Origin of the sequence: Aerococcus sp. Group 1 (assembly GCF_000193205.1) — a bacterium.
In the GTDB taxonomy this organism is placed as follows: domain Bacteria; phylum Bacillota; class Bacilli; order Lactobacillales; family Aerococcaceae; genus Aerococcus; species Aerococcus urinae_A.
In genome coordinates this window covers 1,713,428-1,733,593 of the sequence record NC_015278.1, presented here as the reverse complement: position 1 = coordinate 1,733,593, position 20,166 = coordinate 1,713,428, and the positions used below count along the sequence as shown (strand labels likewise).

At 43.2% G+C, this 20,166-nt stretch carries 18 protein-coding genes; 10 read left to right on the top strand and 8 right to left on the bottom strand.

Going from position 1 to position 20,166, the window contains the following annotated elements; genetic code table 11:
- Positions 1–36 precede the first annotated feature (36 nt).
- From HMPREF9243_RS08105 to HMPREF9243_RS08090, 4 genes are all read right to left on the bottom strand, one after another.
- On the bottom strand, positions 37–534 hold the full coding sequence (locus HMPREF9243_RS08105) for a threonine/serine exporter family protein (RefSeq protein ID WP_013668559.1): 498 nt from the start codon (positions 532–534) through the stop codon (positions 37–39).
- A complete protein-coding gene (locus HMPREF9243_RS08100) occupies positions 531–1,313 on the bottom strand; it encodes a threonine/serine exporter ThrE family protein (protein ID WP_013669372.1) in 783 nt (260 codons plus the stop codon). Before HMPREF9243_RS08100 ends, HMPREF9243_RS08105 begins: the two co-directional genes overlap by 4 nt.
- A gap of 64 nt (positions 1,314–1,377) precedes the next feature.
- On the bottom strand, positions 1,378–2,220 hold the full coding sequence (locus tag HMPREF9243_RS08095; protein ID WP_013669482.1) for a Cof-type HAD-IIB family hydrolase: 843 nt from the start codon (positions 2,218–2,220) through the stop codon (positions 1,378–1,380).
- 73 nt (positions 2,221–2,293) lie between these two features.
- Complete coding sequence (locus HMPREF9243_RS08090; protein WP_013668741.1) at positions 2,294–3,736, bottom strand: RsmB/NOP family class I SAM-dependent RNA methyltransferase; 1,443 nt, start codon at positions 3,734–3,736, stop codon at positions 2,294–2,296.
- 182 nt (positions 3,737–3,918) lie between these two features.
- Here HMPREF9243_RS08090 and HMPREF9243_RS08085 point away from each other — a divergent pair, with 182 nt between their 5' ends.
- Positions 3,919–4,941: a lipoate--protein ligase gene (locus HMPREF9243_RS08085; RefSeq protein ID WP_041706217.1), complete on the top strand. Its 1,023-nt coding sequence runs from the start codon at positions 3,919–3,921 to the stop codon at positions 4,939–4,941.
- 50 nt (positions 4,942–4,991) lie between these two features.
- Here the strand turns inward: HMPREF9243_RS08085 and HMPREF9243_RS08080 are convergent, their stop codons facing one another.
- Both HMPREF9243_RS08080 and HMPREF9243_RS08075 read right to left on the bottom strand, forming a co-directional pair.
- Complete coding sequence (locus tag HMPREF9243_RS08080) at positions 4,992–5,546, bottom strand: biotin transporter BioY (protein WP_013668916.1); 555 nt, start codon at positions 5,544–5,546, stop codon at positions 4,992–4,994.
- A 100-nt stretch (positions 5,547–5,646) separates the two neighbouring features.
- Positions 5,647–6,630, bottom strand: coding sequence for a biotin--[acetyl-CoA-carboxylase] ligase (locus HMPREF9243_RS08075; protein WP_013669049.1), 984 nt, complete (start codon positions 6,628–6,630; stop codon positions 5,647–5,649).
- Positions 6,631–6,817: 187 nt separating this feature from the next.
- On the opposite strand from HMPREF9243_RS08075, the gene HMPREF9243_RS08070 reads away from it, so the two are divergent.
- Positions 6,818–7,015, top strand: coding sequence for a CsbD family protein (locus HMPREF9243_RS08070; protein ID WP_013669868.1), 198 nt, complete (start codon positions 6,818–6,820; stop codon positions 7,013–7,015).
- Between the two features lie 421 nt (positions 7,016–7,436).
- Here HMPREF9243_RS08070 and HMPREF9243_RS08065 read toward each other — a convergent pair whose 3' ends face one another.
- Entirely contained in the window at positions 7,437–7,646 is a 210-nt protein-coding gene (locus HMPREF9243_RS08065) for a TrkA C-terminal domain-containing protein (protein ID WP_041706213.1), read from the bottom strand.
- Between the two features lie 8 nt (positions 7,647–7,654).
- Positions 7,655–8,983 carry a ClC family H(+)/Cl(-) exchange transporter gene (locus HMPREF9243_RS08060; RefSeq protein WP_041706210.1) on the bottom strand — a complete coding sequence of 443 codons (1,329 nt, stop codon included), beginning with the start codon at positions 8,981–8,983 and terminating at the stop codon, positions 7,655–7,657.
- Positions 8,984–9,468: 485 nt separating this feature from the next.
- Here HMPREF9243_RS08060 and HMPREF9243_RS08055 point away from each other — a divergent pair, with 485 nt between their 5' ends.
- From HMPREF9243_RS08055 to HMPREF9243_RS08020, 8 genes are all read left to right on the top strand, one after another.
- Positions 9,469–10,800 (top strand): LysM peptidoglycan-binding domain-containing protein, encoded by a 1,332-nt coding sequence (locus HMPREF9243_RS08055; RefSeq protein ID WP_013669793.1) that lies wholly within the window; start codon positions 9,469–9,471, stop codon positions 10,798–10,800.
- 385 nt (positions 10,801–11,185) lie between these two features.
- The gene (gene yycF / locus HMPREF9243_RS08050) at positions 11,186–11,893 is read left to right on the top strand and encodes a response regulator YycF (protein WP_013669037.1); all 708 of its coding nucleotides are present in this window, start codon (positions 11,186–11,188) and stop codon (positions 11,891–11,893) included.
- A gap of 6 nt (positions 11,894–11,899) precedes the next feature.
- Positions 11,900–13,771 carry a cell wall metabolism sensor histidine kinase WalK gene (walK, locus tag HMPREF9243_RS08045; RefSeq protein WP_013669607.1) on the top strand — a complete coding sequence of 624 codons (1,872 nt, stop codon included), beginning with the start codon at positions 11,900–11,902 and terminating at the stop codon, positions 13,769–13,771.
- A complete protein-coding gene (locus HMPREF9243_RS08040; RefSeq protein ID WP_013668476.1) occupies positions 13,771–15,246 on the top strand; it encodes a hypothetical protein in 1,476 nt (491 codons plus the stop codon). Before walK ends, HMPREF9243_RS08040 begins: the two co-directional genes overlap by 1 nt.
- A 14-nt stretch (positions 15,247–15,260) precedes the next feature.
- A complete protein-coding gene (locus HMPREF9243_RS08035) occupies positions 15,261–16,160 on the top strand; it encodes a two-component system regulatory protein YycI (RefSeq protein WP_013670053.1) in 900 nt (299 codons plus the stop codon).
- A gap of 15 nt (positions 16,161–16,175) precedes the next feature.
- Positions 16,176–17,834: a DUF2207 family protein gene (locus HMPREF9243_RS08030; protein WP_013669180.1), complete on the top strand. Its 1,659-nt coding sequence runs from the start codon at positions 16,176–16,178 to the stop codon at positions 17,832–17,834.
- Positions 17,835–17,853: 19 nt separating this feature from the next.
- Positions 17,854–18,684 (top strand): MBL fold metallo-hydrolase, encoded by an 831-nt coding sequence (locus tag HMPREF9243_RS08025; protein WP_013669254.1) that lies wholly within the window; start codon positions 17,854–17,856, stop codon positions 18,682–18,684.
- A gap of 88 nt (positions 18,685–18,772) precedes the next feature.
- Positions 18,773–20,056: a S1C family serine protease gene (locus HMPREF9243_RS08020; protein WP_013669920.1), complete on the top strand. Its 1,284-nt coding sequence runs from the start codon at positions 18,773–18,775 to the stop codon at positions 20,054–20,056.
- Positions 20,057–20,166: the final 110 nt, after the last annotated feature.

Here is a 20,166-nt window from a genome sequence, read left to right as displayed (position 1 = left end):
GTAATTTTTTATTGTCATCATGATCCTTCCTTATTTTTAATGCTTACGGAATAAGGCCCGCACACGTTTACGGTTATCCCGGCGAATATACTTGGCTGAAGTGGTCCGGTTCCCTAGGTAAGTGATACTAGAAACGGTAAAAATAGCTAATCCGATAGCCACGGTACTCATAAAGGTTTCTAGCAATTGACTAGAAAACAAGTCAAAATCGCGTTGAAAAAGATAGAGGGCAGTCCGGTAGAGGCCTCCACCAGGGACGATGGGAATAAAACCCGGAATGAAAAACAAGGTCACTGGTTGGTGGAAACGACTGGCCGCCCACTGAGACATAGCGGCAATGACTAGGCTGGCCCAATAAGAGGACCAGACTGGAGTCGAACCCGCTAGGACCTGGGTGAAGTAGTAGGTTAACCAGCCAAACATTCCAATTAAGGAGACTTGGAAAATCATTCTTTTAGGAACCTCAAAGACATAGGCGCAAAAAAAGCCTACGGTCAGTGAAAAAAAGGCATGGTAAAGAAATAAAGCAATCATATAAAGACTCCTTCTAAGATAAGAAAGGCGATGATTGAACCTAAAGCTAAACTTCCTGCTGTGAGAAGGGCTTCCACTAAACGGGAAGAGCCGGCGATGAAATCCTCATGGAAGAGGTCTCGGACTGCCGTGGTAAAGGGGGTTCCAGGAACCAGGGGCATGAGGGAAGCGATCACCACGGTTCCGCTGGCTAAATCAGGCCACAGATACATTTGAAAGAGGTGGGGTAGGAGAGTGACGACACTTGCTTGAATGACATTGGTAAAGAAAGCCCCAAAATTTAAGCGGTTAGCAGCTAGAAATAAAAGCGCTAGGACCAGGCCATTAATAGCTGCCGTTAAGCCTTCAAAGGGACCACCATCAAAAAGAAAGGTAAAACAAAAGGTCATTCCCCATATCCCTAAGGCCATTCGGTTAGGATTATAGAGGTTACGTCCCGAACGGATGTTCAATAAGAGGGTATAAGTTTGGTCAATGTCTAGCTGCCCTTGGACGAAATAATCAGTTATCCGGGTCACTTGACCAATTTTATTGAGATTGTTGCTGTGGCTGGTGATCCGTTTCACCCCCACAAAAGCCCCGCTCTCAAATTTAGGATCGTCAATAATGGCCAATAAATTGGTTGAAAAAGAACAGCCGACCGCAAAAGCTGCCTGGGAAAGACTAAGAATCTTATTCATGGTATCTTCAACCCGATAAGATTCTGCCTGACTTTCACACATAATTTGTCCGGCAAGTAAGGCTAATTCTAAGATTTTTTTGACTTGCTGTTGCCCCATAGACATCACTTTCTAATGGTATTTGCCCTTGTACTTGGCAGAATTAAATAGGCTGATCCGAGTGCTAGTATCGCTCTTTAAGTAAGTTAGCAATCACTTGGGCGACCCCATCCTCCTTGTTGCTAGGTGCTAGGTAGTTTGCCTGGTCTTTGACCAATTGACTGGCATTAGCCATGGCATAAGAATATTTGACCGGGTGGAACATGGAAATATCATTATGAGAGTCGCCAATGGTGAGTATTTCATCGCTTTGATAGCCTTTAGACTGGGCATAAGCCATTAAAGCATTGCTCTTAGTGGCATCACGCTGGGTAATTTCTAAATTATCGGGACCAGAAGAAGAGACCGCTAATTCTGGATGGCTATCAAAATGCTCAATAAATTGCTGGAGAATAGCATGGTCTTCAGAAAAGACCATGACTTTTAAGGCAGGCTCATTTTCCCCACTAATATAGTCCCTAATATCACGGATATAATTGGTATCAAAGATAAATTGGGCTGCACTGGCCATGGCCTTGGGATCGCCCTGGCTGACGGCCTTAATTTGGTCGATAAAAGTTTCCGGATTATAGAGATAGTATTGGTTTTGGGTCATAATGGAATAATTAATGCTGTAATAGTTAAAGTAATCCAGCAGTTCACTAAGGAGTTGGCCGGAAAAATATTTTTGCTGGCTGGCTTCACCATTAATATCAGTAAAAACTGCCCCATTTAAATTAATCATCGGGCAGCGTAAGTCTTGCATATCTAGTAAAGGTTGGGCTGAGTGATATCCCCGTCCGGTAGCTACCATAAACTCAATTCCCTGGTCATTTAAGGACAAGATCGCCTGGCGGTTAGCATCAGAAATGACATGGTGGTCATTGAGTAGGGTACCATCCATATCAGTGACAAATAGTTTAATCAAGTAAGTCATCCTCCTTTGTCAAAATCCGATTCTTTGCCCCTAGTATAGCAGAAGCGCCTCTGACTTCCCATTGTCATGGGTGAAAACGCAATCCCTTGGGAAAGAAGTTTTTAACTGTTCCTTGGACTTGTTTGCCAAAGCTAATGACCATCCCTTGGTAAACTAAGAGGACCCAACCTTGGTTGCCAGGATAAGCTAAGGTGAGACCTTGGACATAGTTTACCCAGTCATCGTAGCTGATTTCAATTTGAGGGTAAGTGGCTTTGGGAGCCAAGGCCATGGCCCAAGCATAGCTGGGTTGAAAGCGATTTTTTAGTAAGCTTCCCAGGTGGAGGCCCAGACGGAGACTGCGTAATTGATTGAGGGGCCCCTCTACTAGCATGTGATAAGTGACGCCGGGAGGGAGGAGCCAAACCTGGTCGCCTTTAGCAATCAGTTCTCGATCTTGGTAGTCCTCATTAGGGAAGGATTGGCTTAGGGCAGCGAGATTTTTCCTTTCTTCTGGCTCTAATAAGCGATAGGATGAAGCTTTAGACTTACCTGCGTGCCTTTTGCCCTTTTTAGGACGACTCTTCTTAGCTTTTGCTGCTACTTGGTCGGTATTAAGACTGTCTTTGGCCTTGAGACGGGCAATAAAGTGGCCCTCGCCGATGGAACGATGGGGCCAAATTCTCACACAGGGGGAGAGATCATAGTCTGACCGGCTCCAGTCGCTCCGTCCCCGAGAGACTGTTTCAGGAGGAAAATTGTCGATCCATTCCAGGTCAAAATCTCCTTGGTCCAATAGCCAGGCAATCACCTCTTCGTTTTCTTCCGGGGAGAAGGTGCAGGTGGAGTAGATTAATTGCCCACCTGCTTTTAGCATCCGAACAGCTTGGCCCAGAATTTCCTTTTGCCGCTCTTGGCAGAGGAGAGGTGTCTCTTTGGACCAGCCCTCACGAGCCGCTTGACTTTTGGTAAACATGCCTTCACCGGAACAGGGGGCGTCAACCAGAACCTTATCGAAAAAGCCCGGGAAATAAGTAGCCAGACTTTCGGGATCGTGGTTGGTTACCAGCGCGTTGGAAATGCCCATTCTTTCAATATTTTCAGCTAAGATCTTGGCCCGCTTAGGAATAATTTCATTAGCGACCAAGAGCCCTTGGCCCTGCATATCAGCAGCAATCTGAGTAGACTTTCCTCCTGGTGCGGCACAGAGGTCAAGAATTTTTTCTCCCGGCTGGGCTTGGACCACACTAGCAACCGCCATGGCTGAAGCTTCCTGGCTATAGACTAGTCCAGCTTGATGGAGGGGAGAATGACCGTCTACTTGACCTAAATACCCCCATGGACTATAGGGACAGGGGGTTAATTCTTCTTCAAAGTAAGACTGGCAAATGGCTTGGGCCTTAGCTTTTAGAGGGTTGATACGAAAGGCTTTCTGGGACTCTCCTTTATTAAGAGCGGCGAAGAAGTCAGCGGCTTCATCGCCCAGGAGCTGGTTAAATTTATCAATAAATTCCAAAGCTAGCGACATGGTTATTTTCCTTTCTGGCTTAATAAGTGCATATTACCATAGAATGAGCCATGCTCCAATAAGATTTCAAGGGACAAAGGAACAGAAAAGAAGGCGGTTTCTATGCTATAATTTAAAGTATAAAATGTTTAAAAAATACCCCGGTTAGAGGCTAGAAAATGAATAAGGAGGAAGATCTTTCCATGTTTTTTATTGATACGTCACGCCATGGTCAAGCGGTTTATGATCCTATTGTTAACCAATCGCTGGATAATTATCTGATCAATGACCTAGCCCTTGAAGGCCACGGCTTAATTATGTATATTAATGCTCCCTGTGTCATTATCGGTAAAAATCAAAATGCCTATGCAGAAGTTGATCTAGACTATTTAGAAAAGAATGATATCACCTTAGTCCGGCGTACGGGTGGCGGGGGAGCTGTTTATCAGGACTACGGCAACATTGTCTTTGAGAATATTGTCGTTGGTGACACCTCACATTATGGTGATTTTTCTTACTATGCCCAACCGATTATTGCTGCCTTGACTGCACTAGGAATTAAAGGCGTCCAACTCAAAGGTCGTAACGACATTGTAGTGGACGACTTAAAAATTTCTGGCATGTCCATGGTCAAGGTAGAAAATGCCTTGGCAGCTGGTGGTACCCTCTTATATGATTTGGATACCCAACAAGCAAGGCGGGTACTGACCCCTAATCAAGATAAGTTAAAAACCAAAGGGGTCAAGTCGGTAGATAAACGGGTCTCTAACCTCAAACCCCTCTTAAAAGGTGACTTAGCTGACTTATCTACAGAAGCATTTAAAGAGGCCCTGCTTAAAGAAATCTTCCATACAGAGGACTTGGATAGTATTCAACGCTATACCTTAACCGATGAGGACTGGGCGATTATTGACCAACGGGTGGCTGATTTTTATGGAAAGGATGAGTGGAATTATGGGTCAAATCCTGGATTCCATTACTATAAGACAGCCTATTACCCTGGGGTAGGCACCGTGGCTTTTAACTTTAATATTAGTGATGGACTTATTACTGATTTCAAGACTTATGGAGATATGAGTTTTGGCCAACCGGACCAAGTCGACCAAGCTATGATTGGAAAGACTTATGACCAAGCTGGAATTGCTGCAGGACTAAACGCTGGCAACTACCAAGATAACATTGGCAAGCTTGCTATCGAAGACTTAGTCTCTCTTATCTTAAATTAATTATAAATGAAAAAAGTGTGACCAAGTTGATTAGCTTGGTCACACTTTTTTTAGTCAAGTAAGTTTCTGCGCTTTAAGAGTGGACGTAAACGCAGGGCTAAGATAAAGGCCAGGGCACTTTTGAGAATTTCAGCCAGAATAAAGGGAGTGATCCCAATGGCTAAAAGCCCGCCGATGGAAAGGCCCTTGCCCATATAGGAGTTTAAAATAAAGGCCATATAGACAAAACCAATTGAATTGGTCACTAAGTAATTAATGACTAGGGCAATGAGGTATTCTCTAGGCCCTGGATTGGCTTGCTTAGCTAAATAGGTTGAAACCAGGCTAGCGGCAGCAAGGAAGCCTATAATAAAGCCAAAGGAAGGGGTTAGTACACTTTGGAAACCGCCATGGAATCCGGCAAAGAATGGTAATCCGATTAAGCCGCCCAGCAAGTAGAGCAAGGTAGTAAGAAAGGCTTCCTTAGGTTTTAAAAATAAGGCAATTAAGTTAACCGCAAAGGTTTGAAGGGTAAAGGGAACAATTCCGATAGGAATAGTTAACTGAGAAGCGATAACCAATAGGGCTATCATCAAAGCAATACGAGTAATTTCTTTGGTTTTCATTTTTGTTTTCTCCTTATGCAAAGATCGATTAACAGGGCCTTTGAGCCACTGCGTCTATTAACCAGAGATCTAAACTGGATTAATAGGTTTTTGCTTCTAGCTAGTCGCTAACGAATTGTTGACTCCCAAAATGAATATTGGGGCTGATTAGGGCGTGGATGTCTCCAGCTTTATCTTCCACTAAGAGCTGGCCTTGTTCATTAATCCCTTTTATTTTCCCAGTTTTATTGACCTGGTTTTCTTGGTAGCTTACTTCTTTACCCAGACCCAGTAGGTGTTTCTTATAGGTGTCTAGAAATTCACCTTGGGCAAAGTGGTGATGGTAGGTCATCAAGCATTGGATAAGGTCAGCTAAGAATTGGTTAATATTAAAGTCTTTAGGCAACTCTTTTCCAAAAAAGGTTCCAGCAATTTCCCTAATATCAGCCACTTTAGACAAGTCACCGGCTAAATTCAGACCCAAACCGATGACAATATAAGACACGCTAGGAATCTCTAAGTCAGAGACCATTTCGCAAAGGATTCCAGCTGCCTTGTGACCTTGGTAGAAGAGATCGTTAACCCACTTGACCTGGATGGGTTCAGCTAAGTAACTCCCCAAAGTGTCGATCACGGCACTGGCCGCTAAGAGGGTGTAGAGAGGTACTTCAGCTGGGCTAGAACAATTGGGCTTCAGAGCCAAACTGACATACAAGCCATCCTCTAAGGAAGAATAGAAGCTTTTTCCTAGACGTCCTTTTCCGGCTGTTTGTTTTTGACTAGCACAAATAACCAAGTCATCTTGGTGTTGACTCTTATAGGCCTTGATATACTCATTGGTAGATCCCACTTCATCTAAAAGAATGAGCTTCCACTTGGCTTCCCCTTGGTCCAGGTAATAAGTCAATAGACTCTGGTTTAGCCGTTGGGGTAAGGCTTGAATCTGGTAGCCTTGCTTTCCAGATTCGATGACGAAGCCTTCTTTACGCAGATTTTCAACCGCCTTCCATACTGCATTACGGGAGAGGTTGAGTTGGTCGGCTAGGACCTGGCCGCTAAGGGGCGCTACCATAAGCTGCTCTAAAACCGCTTGACTGGTTGTCATGCAAGTATCTTCCTTTCTGAATAATCTTAACGAATAGCTAGAAACACTTTATATTTTACAAAGATCGGGATAATCTTGTCAACTCATTTTTAAGAAAGGGTGACGCAAATGATAGGCTAACCATATCATTTTAAAGAGCTCTTTGATCGTGTTAAAATGGGAATATAAGATAAAAGGAGGAAAAGTTATGTCAGAAAAATTTGATCAAATTAAGGGTAAAGTCAAAGAAACCGCTGGAAAAGTATTTGATGACAAAGAAACCGAAAACGAAGGCAAGACTGAAGACCTATCTGCTCAAGCTAAAGAAGCAGTTAACGATGTAAAGGACTCCGTAAAGGGAGCAGTTGATGGGGTTAAGAATAGCTTTTCAGACGACAAGGAATAAGAAGTACAGATAAATTTATCATTTAAAAGGAGAGTGCGACAAAAGTCAAAAGAGTCCTGAACCACTGGAGCGAACTATGGTAGATAGTTGCAAAACTATCGCACATAGTTCGTGAAGTGGACGTCAGGGCTGACTTTTGGAGCACGTTTTGAATAGATGGTTCGTATTTTAAAAAGGAGCCTGGGACTTTTGTCTCAGGCTCCTTTTTCTTCCAGTTGCTATAGCTGTTCGAAGCGAAGAGCGAGTTACAGATATAGTATACGTAGCAGTCTTGCCTTCTGGCGCGGTTGTTGCAGGCTCTAGTTGAGTTCAGACGCCAGACTTGAAGTCGCTTCAGAAAATTCCAAGGCACAAATTCTTGTGCTTATGGTACTTTCCTCCAGCGATTCAAGTCTCTGACGGCGTCCTCACATCCTTATTTTTAATCTTTATTCATAGAGTGGATATATTTTTTACTAGCGGCTAAGTCGTCTTCATCTAACAAGACTTTTACGGTATCTAGGGCTTGGAGTGTGGTATCACCATGTGGGGTGATACTTTGCCCCTTGCGTTCAATATTTAAGAGCAGGGCACTAGGCGGAAAGGCTAAGTCTTTAACAGCTAGCTGGTTAAATTGGGAGAGGACGCTCACTTGATAAGTCAGGCTAATTTTTTCTTGGTGAGCTTTGTCGCTGCTTTGTCCTGCATCCGTTCATAAAGGCTATCATAAATAGGCGCCAGGCCCAGTCTTTCGCAGAGGATATAGGCAAGGGCAGCCACTATGGCCAAGGGCAGGAGGTTGTTGAGATTGCCTACCATTTCCACTACGAGAATGATAGAAGTTAATGGCGACCGTACCACAGCCGTTAGAACCCCAACCATGCCTAAAACCATGAAATTAGTTAATAAGGCTGAATCAATAGGAAGAAAAAGCTGAATAAGCATAAAAACGCTAGCCCCACTGAGACAACCAATGGCCAATGTAGGAAGAAAAATTCCGCCAGAAACCCCCGTGCTATAGCAAAAGGCGGTAAAGAAAATCTTGGCAAAGAGAATGATTAAGAGGAGCTTCAGGGAAAAGGGTTGGGCGATAAAGTCAAAAACCAGTTCATGCCCTGACCCGGTTATCCAAGAAAAACCATAGGAAACTAAAGCAGCCAATAGGAAACCGACCATCACTCGGTGAATTATTTTTGGAAAAAATTTTTGCATGGTGGTTTGCAAGGCTAAAAGTGCCTTGGAAAAGCAATAGCCGATAACAGCAGAGGCTATCCCCAAAAGGATAAGAGCAAAATAAAGTTTTAAGGGAAAGCTTTCTGGCGTTTTTAGGGCAAAGGAGGGCTGTAAACCAAATAGCGATTTAGAGATCAAGTCAGCTAGGATGGCTGAAATCAGGGCAGGAATTAAGATAAAGGAAGAAATACTCTTATGAATCTCTTCTAATACAAATAAGCTTGCCGCAATTGGAGCATTAAAGGCAGCTGCTAAACCGGCAGCGGCTCCGGCAGTAATTAAGAGGCGAGTGTCTTCGGGACTGGTCTGGCGTTTTTTACTGTAACCCTTAGCCACAGCTGCCCCGATTTGAATCGAAGGACCCTCACGTCCTAAAGACATCCCACTAATGATGGCAAAAAGCCCCCCTACAAATTTTGATATTAATAAGGAAAGAACCGGCATATTAAATTGTCCCAGTAATTCTCCCGTCACCTGAGGAATGCCGCTGCCTCCAGAGAGGGGAGACCGTTTTAATAAGTAGCCGGTAACCCCAGCCATCAGGATTACCGTAATGATAGTTATAGCGATAAAGCTTAAATGATTTTGGCTAAAGAGCCAAGTGTGCCACTGGGAAGCATAGCCTAATAAATAGCGGTAGAGGACTGCGAAGAATCCCGCTAAGGCTCCTACGGCAATGGCCTCGATGATTGAGAGGGCGTGTGACTTAGCCACTTCGGTCTGCAATTTATTGGCTTTGAACGGACTTGTTTTCACTTTTCAGCCTTCTTTCTAGAGAGTTAATCGTCTCAGACGATATCACTTCCATTATAGCAAGGCTGTCAAGACGACATGAAAAATCTCACTTAGAGGATTCAGAGCGATTGAGAAAAAGTCAGGCTAATTATAAATAAAATGAGGAAAACCCCTGGATTGCATCGGTCTATTTCGCAAAAAAGACAGGAAATGTTTCAATATTACAAAATATATTACAAAAATATTACAGAGCCAGTGAATAATTTCTCTCTAAAATTGACCTAAAGAAAAAAGTACCCCAGGAAAGGGGCCATAGCAATATTTAATAATTCTTTAAAAAGATATGGCTTATAAAAGATAAGCTTTTAATTTTTCACTAAGAAGGCGAAAATGAAATAATTTGTAATCGACTTGTTACCCAAAAAAATTCCCCAGCATATATAATAGATATTGTGAATAAATAGATTTTAATAAATTTTAAAAATTTCTGGGGGTAAAACAGAATTATGAAAAAGACAAAGAAAATCATGTTAGGAACATCTGTACTGACTTCAGCGGCCTTGGCAGCTGTTATCGCACCAAATGTTGATGCGGCTGAATATACCATTAAGGTAGGGGACACTCTATCTGAATTAGCACTTCAATTTAATACCACTATTGAAGAATTACGTGACGGTAACAACATTGAAGATGTTAACCTTATCTTCGCTGGGGAAACTTTAGACGTTCCTTCTGCAGAAACACCTCAAGCTTCTCATAAAAAAGAAGTTAAAGCTGAAAAACCAGCACCAGCACCTGCTGCAAAAACCACTACTAGCCAAACTGCAGATGCTAATGGCGTTTACACCGTTGTTGCTGGAGACACTTTAAACAAAATTGCTGCTCAATTTAACACTACTGCCCAAGCCATTCGTGACTTGAACGGTTTACAAGGGGACTTAATCTTAATTGGTCAACAATTACAAGTAAAAGTAGCTTTACAAGAAAGCCCAGCGCCAGTTGCTGAATACCAAGCAGCTCCTCAAGCTTCAGTTGTTGAAGAAGAAAAATTAGTTACTGAACTTCCTGAAGTGACTGCCAATGAAGGCCATGTAGAAGAAAAGGTCAATCCAGTTGAAGCACCAGCAGCTCCTGAAGTAAAAGAAACTCAAGTCGCTCCTGAAACAGAAGTTGTTGAAGCAGAAGTCGCTAGCCCAGCTCCAGCCAAAGAAGTAAAAGTTGAAGAAACTGTAGTTAGTGAAGCTGCTCCAGCAAAAGAAGCTGCTGAAAAAGATCAGGCAGAACAAGCTGCCAAGGAAGCCGAAGCCCAAAGAGCCGCTCAAGCCGCTAAGGAAGCTGAAGAACAAAAGGCAGCCCAAGCTGCTGAACAAGCTGAAATTGAAAAGGCTCAATTACAAGCCCAAACTTACCAAGCAGCTAATACCCAAGTACAAGCTCAACCAGTAAGCACAAACAATGCGACTGTCTTATCTGCTTATGATGGGAGTGTTGACCCACGTGGTTTAGCTCCAGCAGGACAATGTACTTATTATGTCATCAACCGCCTACATGCCTTAGGCAAACCAGTTCCTGGTCCTATGGGTAACGCTAACCAGTGGGCATATACTGCAAGTAATCATGGTATCCCAGTATCAAATACACCAACCGTCGGCTCTGTGGTTTCCTTCCCAGCCGGTGTTGCAGGTGCATCTAGTTATGGCCACGTTGCCTTTGTTGAAGGGGTTAACCCAGATGGTTCCATCCGTATTTCAGAAATGAACTTCGGTGGCTCACCAAACGTGACTTACCGTACCGTTGATGCTGGTTCTGCAGCAGCCTCATCCTACATCCATTTCTAATAAATCAAGTAATAAAAAACGAGTGTTTACCCCACTCGTTTTTTATTTAGTCAATTTTTATGGATGATACATGATTACAAGCGAGCTTTTGGCACCACCAAGACTCGCTTTTTTGCTTAGAAGCCATGTGAGAAGTCAGAAATCAAAGGGCTGGCATTGGTTTTTCACCCTTTTCACGGTATAATGTATAAATTAGAGAGTATTCTATTGACAATTCTTAGTTGACCCTGTTGCAGTGGTTGACTTAGATTGGTGGAAATAGGGAAATTTAGATGGAAAATTGAAGTTCTTAAACTAAAACGGGTTCCAGTCATACGATGCTTATGGATTTTCTTCTAGCCATATCGTCATCTGCTGTAACTGTTACACTTAAGGAGTTTTAATAATGAAAAAAATTTTAGTCGTTGATGATGAAAAACCAATTTCAGATATCATTACTTTCAACCTTCAAAAGGAAGGCTATGATACCCTGGCAGCTTTCGATGGCGAAGAAGCCTTAGAAAGCTTTGCCAGCTACCAACCTGACCTTATTGTTTTGGATTTAATGTTGCCTAAAAAAGACGGCTTGGAAGTTTGTCGTGAAATCCGTAAGACCAGCAGTGTTCCTATCATTATGTTAACCGCTAAGGGTGAAGAAATTGACAAGGTGCTCGGTTTGGAAATGGGAGCTGACGACTATGTGACCAAGCCTTTTTCCAATCGGGAGCTTTCAGCACGGATTAAGGCCAACCTCCGCCGTTCTCAGGTTAACGTTGAGGCTGCAGAAGAAAAAGAAGACAGTAATGAATTAAATGTCGGTAACCTAACCATTCATGAAGACGCCTACTATGTGTCTAAGAATGGTAAGGAAGTTGACCTGACTCACCGTGAGTTCGAGCTCCTCCATTACTTGTCCAAGCACTTAGGCCAAGTGATGACCCGAGAACACCTCTTGCAGACGGTATGGGGCTATGACTACTTTGGCGATGTTCGTACCGTGGACGTGACTGTGCGTCGTCTACGTGAGAAGATCGAAGACACCCCCAGCCATCCCAAATTACTCATGACCCGCCGTGGGGTGGGGTATTATCTCCAAGATAATGACCAGGAGTAGGAAGCAATGAAGGAAAAACAAGAAAAATCGAAAATTTCCTTTCTTAATTCGATTCATTTAAAGATTCCTTTGGTCATTATCTTGCTCTTATTACTTGGTTTGCAATTTGCCGGGGCATATTTTATCCAACAATTGGAACAGGAAATGATGCGCAGCTTTGATGATCAAATGAATGTGCAAATTGGCTTCTTGGAGGATAGTGTCCGGCCCATTATTCAAAATGAAGATAATAAGACGAGTGACCAACAGGCGCAATTAATTAATTCATTGCGTCGTTTTAATGTTAGCAATGTTTTAGAAACCTTGGTGGTTGATGATAAGGGACAGATTCTTGCTTCAAGTAACCCCAGCAACCAGGCCAATGTGGGCCAACAAACGACTGATAACATGATCCGTACAGTTCTCTATAATAACACCAGTCTGAGTAAGGAAATGTATGATAATGAAGAGAACTTACGAATTAAACAATATGTTGTCCCTATTTTTTCATCGGATAATTCCGGTCTTTTGATCGGGGTTTTAAGTGTGACGGTCAACATTGAAAGTGTCTACAACCAAGTGCAAAATACGGGCTTGATTTATATCACTTCATCGGGCTTGGCCTTGGTTTTTTCCATTTTACTGGCGGTCTTAATCTCTAGAGGGATTACCGGCCCAGTCCAAGAAATGACCAATCAAATTGAAAAGATTGCCGATGGAAATTATAGTGACCAGGTTAAGGTCTATAGTAATGATGAGATGGGTGTTTTAGCCCAGTCGATTAACTATCTATCAGTTCGAGTACGCGAGGCCCAAGAATCCACGGAATCTGAACGCCAACGGCTAGACTCGGTCTTAAAACATATGACCGATGGGGTGATTGCCACTGACCGCCGCAGCCGGGTCATGATTACCAATAACCGGGCCTGTGAATTAATCGGCAAAAAAGAAGCTGAAATTATGGGTCATTCCATTATGGAAGTGCTTAATTTAAGGGATAAATATACTTTCCGTGAGTTATTGAATAGTGAAAGTGATATTTTAATGCATTTTACTTCTGATGATGGCCAAGAATCCATTATTAAGGGTGAGTTATCTGTCATCCAAAGGGAGTCGGGCTATGTCAGTGGTCTAGTTTGGGTCTTAACCGATGTGACTGAGCATGAAAAGATTGAACGTGACCGCCGCCAATTTGTTTCTAATGTTTCTCATGAATTGCGGACGCCCTTGACCAGTGTCAGGTCCTATAGTGAAGCCCTGGCTGATGGCGCTATTAAGGATTCTGAATTAGCGGTAGAATTTCTCGGTGTCATTCAAAGGGAAACGGACCGCATGATTCGAATGATTAGCGACCTCTTGAACCTCTCTCGGATGGACTCTAACCGCCAGGAAATGAACCTGGAGTTGATTGATTTCCAAGGTTTAGTCAACCATATCTTGGACCGCTTCGATATGATGATTCAATCAGAGGATTATGTCAATGAAGAATACCATATCCAACGCGAATTAACCAAGTCACCGATCTGGGTGGAGGCTGACCAAGACCGCCTCACCCAAGTGATTGATAATATCTTAAACAACGCTATCAAGTATTCGCCGGATGGGGGGACGATTACGGTCCGTCTCATGACCACTCATAACGAGGCCATATTAAGTGTTCAAGACCAAGGACTAGGTATTCCACAAAAAGCTCTTGGACATGTTTTCGACCGTTTTTACCGGGTAGATAAGGCCCGCTCCCGCCAACAAGGTGGTTCAGGTCTAGGTCTGGCTATCGCTAAGGAAGTTGTGGAATTACATCACGGAAAAATTTGGGCCAATAGTATTGAGAATAAGGGATCAACCTTCTTTATTTCTCTGCCCTTTGAACCTGATATGGGAGAGGATGATTGGGAATAATGCGAAAATTTTGGACAAACTTGCCTCATTTTCTATTAACCTTTTTAGTCTTACTGAGTATCTTTTTCTCCCTTAATATTATTGGGCCTTTCACTAACTTATCTAGTAATTGGCCAGGGGATGAGGGGATGGAAGCGAAAACCACTGCCCTGACCCCGACTCAAATAGCTAATCCGGGGGATAAGACGCCGCTCTTAAAAGTATTCCGGCCAGTTTCTTTGGTCTATACGGATGGAGAAGGCTTTTGGCAAAGCCGTGAAGCTAATTTGTTAACCCACTTTAATGAGAAGATGACCCAGTTAAAAGTGGATAAGCTTGACTTGGAGACTCTCAAGAAAGAATCACTGACTGACTATATCCAAGAAAGTCATAATAAGGAATTGATAGAGCTGGAGTTTGCGGATCAGATCCCTCTCCAACTTTTGGGCTTGACCAGTGATGATATTAGTGGTGAATTGGGACAAATTCCCATCAACCTTATCTCCTATCTCCGGGATAGCCAAATTCTTTACTTGATTGACCGGGAAGAGGGCCTGGTCTATAGTCTGCCTTTAAAAGCACCGGCTAACTTTGATGACTTGAAGACCAGTATCGATGAGAATAAGAGTGGTTTTAAGGCAGTTAAGCGGGTTGATTTGAAAACTCCTTACCACTACTTGCTCGATGACAAGGTTGAGGTTAAGGCCTTATCCTATATTTTGGAACGTCAATCCAATGCGGCCTACTTGCAGCTCTTATTTAACCTTCCTGACCAAGTCAATGATTATAGTGATGTTGAGTCTGCTCGCTACTATACTGAAAACAAGGGTTTAGTCATTAATAATAGTAATTTTGAAATTTTATTCAACCAAACCGTTGACTACGAGCTTAATACTGATCCCTTGTCGGTCATCTTACAAGCCTACAATGACCTTCAACGCATCCAGGCCAATAATGATAACTGGATCTATAGTCAATATAACCATAAAGAAAAGAATGTCACCTTTAGAAAAGTCGTTGGCGGCATTCCTATTTATGGGTCTAATTTTGTCTCACGAATCCGAATTGGTTTTCCTAAGGACCATACCCTGCAAGCTAAATTTTCAGCCCTCAATATCCAAACGCCCTTGAATGATTTGACGGAAAATTTTGAAATGCAACCGGCTACCAGTATTATGAAATTGCTTGAAGTCAACCATATTAGCAGTAAGGATATTGATTCGATAAATATTGGCTATTACTGGGTACCTAGCTCCAAGTCCAATCGCTTAATTTCCTTAGTGCCTTGTTGGATGATTGAAAAAGATGGAACCTATTTTATGTTAGATGAACTAGTCGACATGACAAAAAATGAGGCTTATGTGACACGGAATACGGCAAACGACGTTCCGGTCTATATCAAACACAATCGCAGCGACCAGGAGGCTCAACCAGCAGAAGTTGATAGTAATAATGAAGAAGTCTTTAAAGAAATGAACCAGGCTCAGAGCCGTTAGAGGGAGGAAGTCTTATGAATTTTCGTCAAATTGAAAATATATTAATTATTGTCTTTCTCGCCTTAAATATCTTTCTGGCCTATATTCTCTTTGGAAAGAGTTTTATGGAGACGACCTCTATCCAGTCCAACATTAATATTCAACAGGAATTAAAGAATAATGAAGTGACCATGAACTTTAGCCCTTCTTCAGATGACGTCCAGTTGCCACTGATTGCAGGCAAACAAAGTCGCCTATCCACCGATGGAGCAGACCGGACCAAGGAACAGAAGTTAGAGTGGCGGGAGTCGACTGAGGAACTCTATGGGGAATTTAAAAATCCGATTAAGTTACCCGCGCTGACAGAGAACAATGTGGAAAACCCTACCCAGTTGTCCCCAGAGGCCTTAAAGCCGATCGAGGACTTGTTAGCTTCTGGAGCGATTGAGCATGGCCAAGAATATCACTTTTTGATCTATAACCGCCAACGCAAAATTATTTACTATGGGCAAAACACCTATGCCGACAAACTGGCCATGGATTCTAGTGCTGAATTACTATTTCACTTAAATGATCAAAATGAAATCGTCTCCTATGAATTGAGCCATGTCCATGACGTGAGCCCACAAGGCGAAGAACGACCTTTGATCACCCAAAAGAATGCCATTGATAACTTATATCTCTATAATGAGATCCCTTCCAAAGCTAATATTTTGTCAGCCAATATTTGTTACCAGCAAACTTTATCAGTCGATGACATTATTGTTTTTAAACCGGTTTGGGCCATTATGATGCAGTTGGATGACCATACCACTAAAACCACCTTTGTTGATGCCATTAATGGGACGATCGTTCAAAATGCCCCCGCTTCTCAGCCAGTTAATCCCTCAAGTGATGGCGACAAGGAGGGGAGCCAAAATCGTCAAGCCGCCTAGGAAGGAGATCAAACCATGAAAAAAGAATTCCCAACTCTGATCTTAATCACCCTTTTAGGCCTGTTTTGCCTGCTTCCTGATTCGGTTTTGGCAGCAGATAATCAAGGAATTTCAGTTGCGGATTACCAGGTTAAGGTGGAATTTGACCAGCAAGGGGATATTAAGGAGCACGAACAAGTTCGCTATCAGTTTGATAAGCAAGTCGACCAATTAAGCCATGTGATTAGTACAGGCGAAAGTGGCCACCTACGTCAATTAAATATCGATATGCGGATGGATTCAGCTAGCGAAGCCTTTCCTTTTGTTCAGAGTACTTCCCACACGGTAGGAACCTTTGACCTTCATCAAAATGGCAATAATGTCCAAGTGGACCTCTACAATACCATGTCTGGCGACGATGAAATTGTGAATTATATTGCCAATATTGAGGATGTCTGGACTAAGTACGGCAATCAAGTGATTATGCAAAAGGACTTTTTGCTCTTGCCTTTCGATATCCACTCCGCTCAAATTACCTTTAAATTTCCCCAGGCGGTGGACCAAAACCACTATAAGGCCTGGCTAGCTAGTCCAGCCCATATCCAAGAGAAGTGGCTGGATGAGTCGACCTTACAAGTTCAAGTCAGAGATCTGAGAGCGGATAGTAAGTTGAACGTGCAAATGGTGCTTCCAGCTGACGTGATGTCTAATATCAAGGGGGAAGGCCCCGTCTCTAAGGGTGAGCAAATTAACCGAGAGATTGATAAGCATATCGGGGCCAGACAAGCCTGGTACCGCCAACGTTACTGGATAGTGATGGGGGTTAGTTTAGCCTTAGTCGCCTTATTGATCCTTTACACTTATTTCTTGCTCAGACGCAAGCGAAAGATTCGGCAAGCAGCTGATGCTAAGCAAGTCAACCATAGCCATGAGCTCAATCCGGTCGAAGTTAGCGAACTATTGAAGAAGAATTACAGCCAACATGATAAGTTGTGGCTGGTCCTTTTATCCTTAGTAGCTAAGGGACACTTAGCCTTGCGTTTTGTCAACGCAGATGACCGCTTCTACCCTTACTTTAAAGTCTTGGCTAACCAAAGTGATGACCCCTATGAACAAGTTGTTCTGGATGCTTTTAGTAAGCAGCAGGAGGGTGGGGATCTTGATTTTGCCAGCTTTAAATATAGTCTGGGTCTGAAAAAGAAGGGCAAGACCAGAAACTATCGTAACTTGTTGCATGCCCTTAGCAAGCTGGATAAAAAACGCAAACAGGACCTGCAGTTATTAGATAAGGTTGGAAGCCGCTTTTATGGCTTTTTATGGTGGCTTTATGTCACTGTCTTTATCGTCCTAGCGGGTTTAGTGATTTGGTTGATCTGGGAGATAAATAGGGGCCATATTTGGCTCTTAGCCCTGGCCTTTTGCTTAGTGGGAATCTACCTACTGAGGCGCTATACTCTGCCGATTTATAATGCCCAGGGGCAAGAACTTGCCAAATATTGGAAGACTTATTTTAACAGCCTTAAAGGTCGAGACCAGTCCTTAGGTTACAGTCAAAAGGACTACCTCTACAGCTTTGTGACTGGGGATAACTACCGACTGGTTAAGCAGGCAAAAAAAGCCAACCAGCCTTTAAGCGGCAACTTGGTTCAGGCTTTAGAAACAGTGAACCAATACCAATTAAAAGATTTTATGTAAGAAACGAGGAGAATGAAGTTTGGATGTTTTGGACAAAGACGCAGAGCAAAAAGATTTTACCATGCGCATTTGTATGTTAGCCAGTGGGTCAACAGGAAATGTGACTTATATTGAAACCCCACAGCGGAATATCTTAGTTGATGCGGGCTTAAGTGGTAAGCGTATTGAGGAATTGCTGCAGAAAATTGGCCGGGACGCCAAGGACCTTGATGCCATCTTTATCTCTCACGAACATTCTGACCATTCTAAGGGAGCAGGCATTATGGCCCGGCGTTACCAACTCCCCATCTATGCCAATGCCGATACCTGGTCCTATCTGGAGCAGAAATGTGGCAAGTTGGACGCCGACCAAAAGATAATAATGGAGCCAGGGGAACGGATTAGCTTTGGAGATGTCGATATTCTTAGTTTTCCTGTCAGTCATGATTCCATCAATGCGCAGTTTTATGCCTTCCAAAAGGATGGTAAGCAATTCGCCATGATGACAGACTTAGGCTATGTTTCCGATCGTTTAGCTGGCCTGGTATACAATTCTGATGCCTTAATGATTGAAAGTAACTATGACAATGATATGTTAAGAATGGGGAAGTATCCTTGGCGTTTAAAGCAAAGGATTTTTTCTGACCGGGGCCACCTGTCTAATGTTGAAACGGCGGAAGCCTTGACTAAAATGATAGGTGAGCGAACCAAACGGGTTTACCTAGGGCATATTTCCAGGGAAAATAACTTAAATGCCCTGGCCCTTGAAACCAATACGGCGATTTTAAAGGAGAACGGCCTCGGGGTGGGCTATGATTTTGATCTTTATGAGACCCACCATTACCAACCTACCGATCTATTTACCCTTTAATGAGAAAATATTCATATATTTTTCAAATATTCATTCTAAGATAGTTAAAATCCTTGAAGTGAACAATTATAACAAGTGGAGGAAAAATATGCCTAAAGAAGTTAATCCTGATAAAAATCATAATTTAAAAGATGATACTAAAAACGCTATCAATTCCAAATGGGGAACCGCTATTATCAGTGGCCTAATTGGTGCTGGTTTAGTGGGTGGGGTCTCAGCTTATGCCAACCAAGATAAGGTTTCCGAAAATGAAGTGAAAACCATGGTGGAACGCCAGGTCAATGCCGAAAGCCAAAATAAGAACGAAAATAAGGGGCAACAAGGGACCCAACAAGCCAGTGTGGAGATTCAATCTGATGTTTCTGCTGTGGTGGATAAGGTCGCCGGCTCGGTGGTTTCAGTGGTGAACTTGGCCCGTCCTAACAACCAAGTTTATGACTTATTTGGCTTTACCCAACCCAGCCGCAATAGTGATGAATTAAAAACCGCCTCAGAAGGTTCGGGTGTCATTTATAAGGTCCATGGCGATAAGGCTTATATCGTTACCAACAACCATGTGATTAAGGGGAGCGATGCCCTGGAGATAATCCTTGCTGACGGGACCCAAGTGCCAGTTGACCTGGTAGGCGCCGATCCTTGGACTGACTTGGCTGTCTTGGCCATGCCAGCGGAATATGCTAAAACTGTGGCAGAATTTGGGGATTCTTCCCAATTGAAGGTGGGGGAACCAGCCATTGCTATCGGTTCGCCTTTAGGATCTGACTTTGCTTCAACGGTAACATCAGGTATCGTTTCTGGTTTGAACCGGCAAGTGCCGACCGACTTAGATGAAGACGGGCAAAGTGATTGGACCGTGACTGCGATTCAAACAGATGCAGCCATTAACCCAGGTAACTCAGGGGGCGCTTTGGTGAACTCTGCCGGCCAAGTGATTGGGATCAACTCGATGAAGATTTCTACCGCCCAAGTGGAAGGTATGGGCTTCGCCATCCCAAGTAATGATGTGACCACAATTATTAGCCAGTTAGAAAAGGATGGCCATGTAACCCGGCCAGGACTAGGCCTGCGCATGGCTAGTCTCTACCAATTCCCGCTGGAACGGCAAAAACAAATGCTGAAATTGCCTGAAGCGGTTGAGGACGGGGTAGTCGTGATGGAGGTTGACCCTAATTCTCCTGCCGACCAAGCAGGCTTGAAGCAGTATGATGTGATTACTCGCTTTGGCGACCATGAAATTAAGGATACCACTCAATTGCGTCAAGCCCTCTATGGTTCAGACCCCCATGGAAAGGTTGAAATTGAATATTATCGCAATGGTAAGAAGCAAACCACTAGCGTTCAATTACGGCCTCAAGACCATCATAATGCCTAGTTGACTAATATTTTCTGATATTGATACTTAATTAAGCCTCAGGAAAACTGAGGCTTTTTCTTTGCTCTTGACCTTGGCTTTATCAACATAATCCCCAAGCCTTATGCACA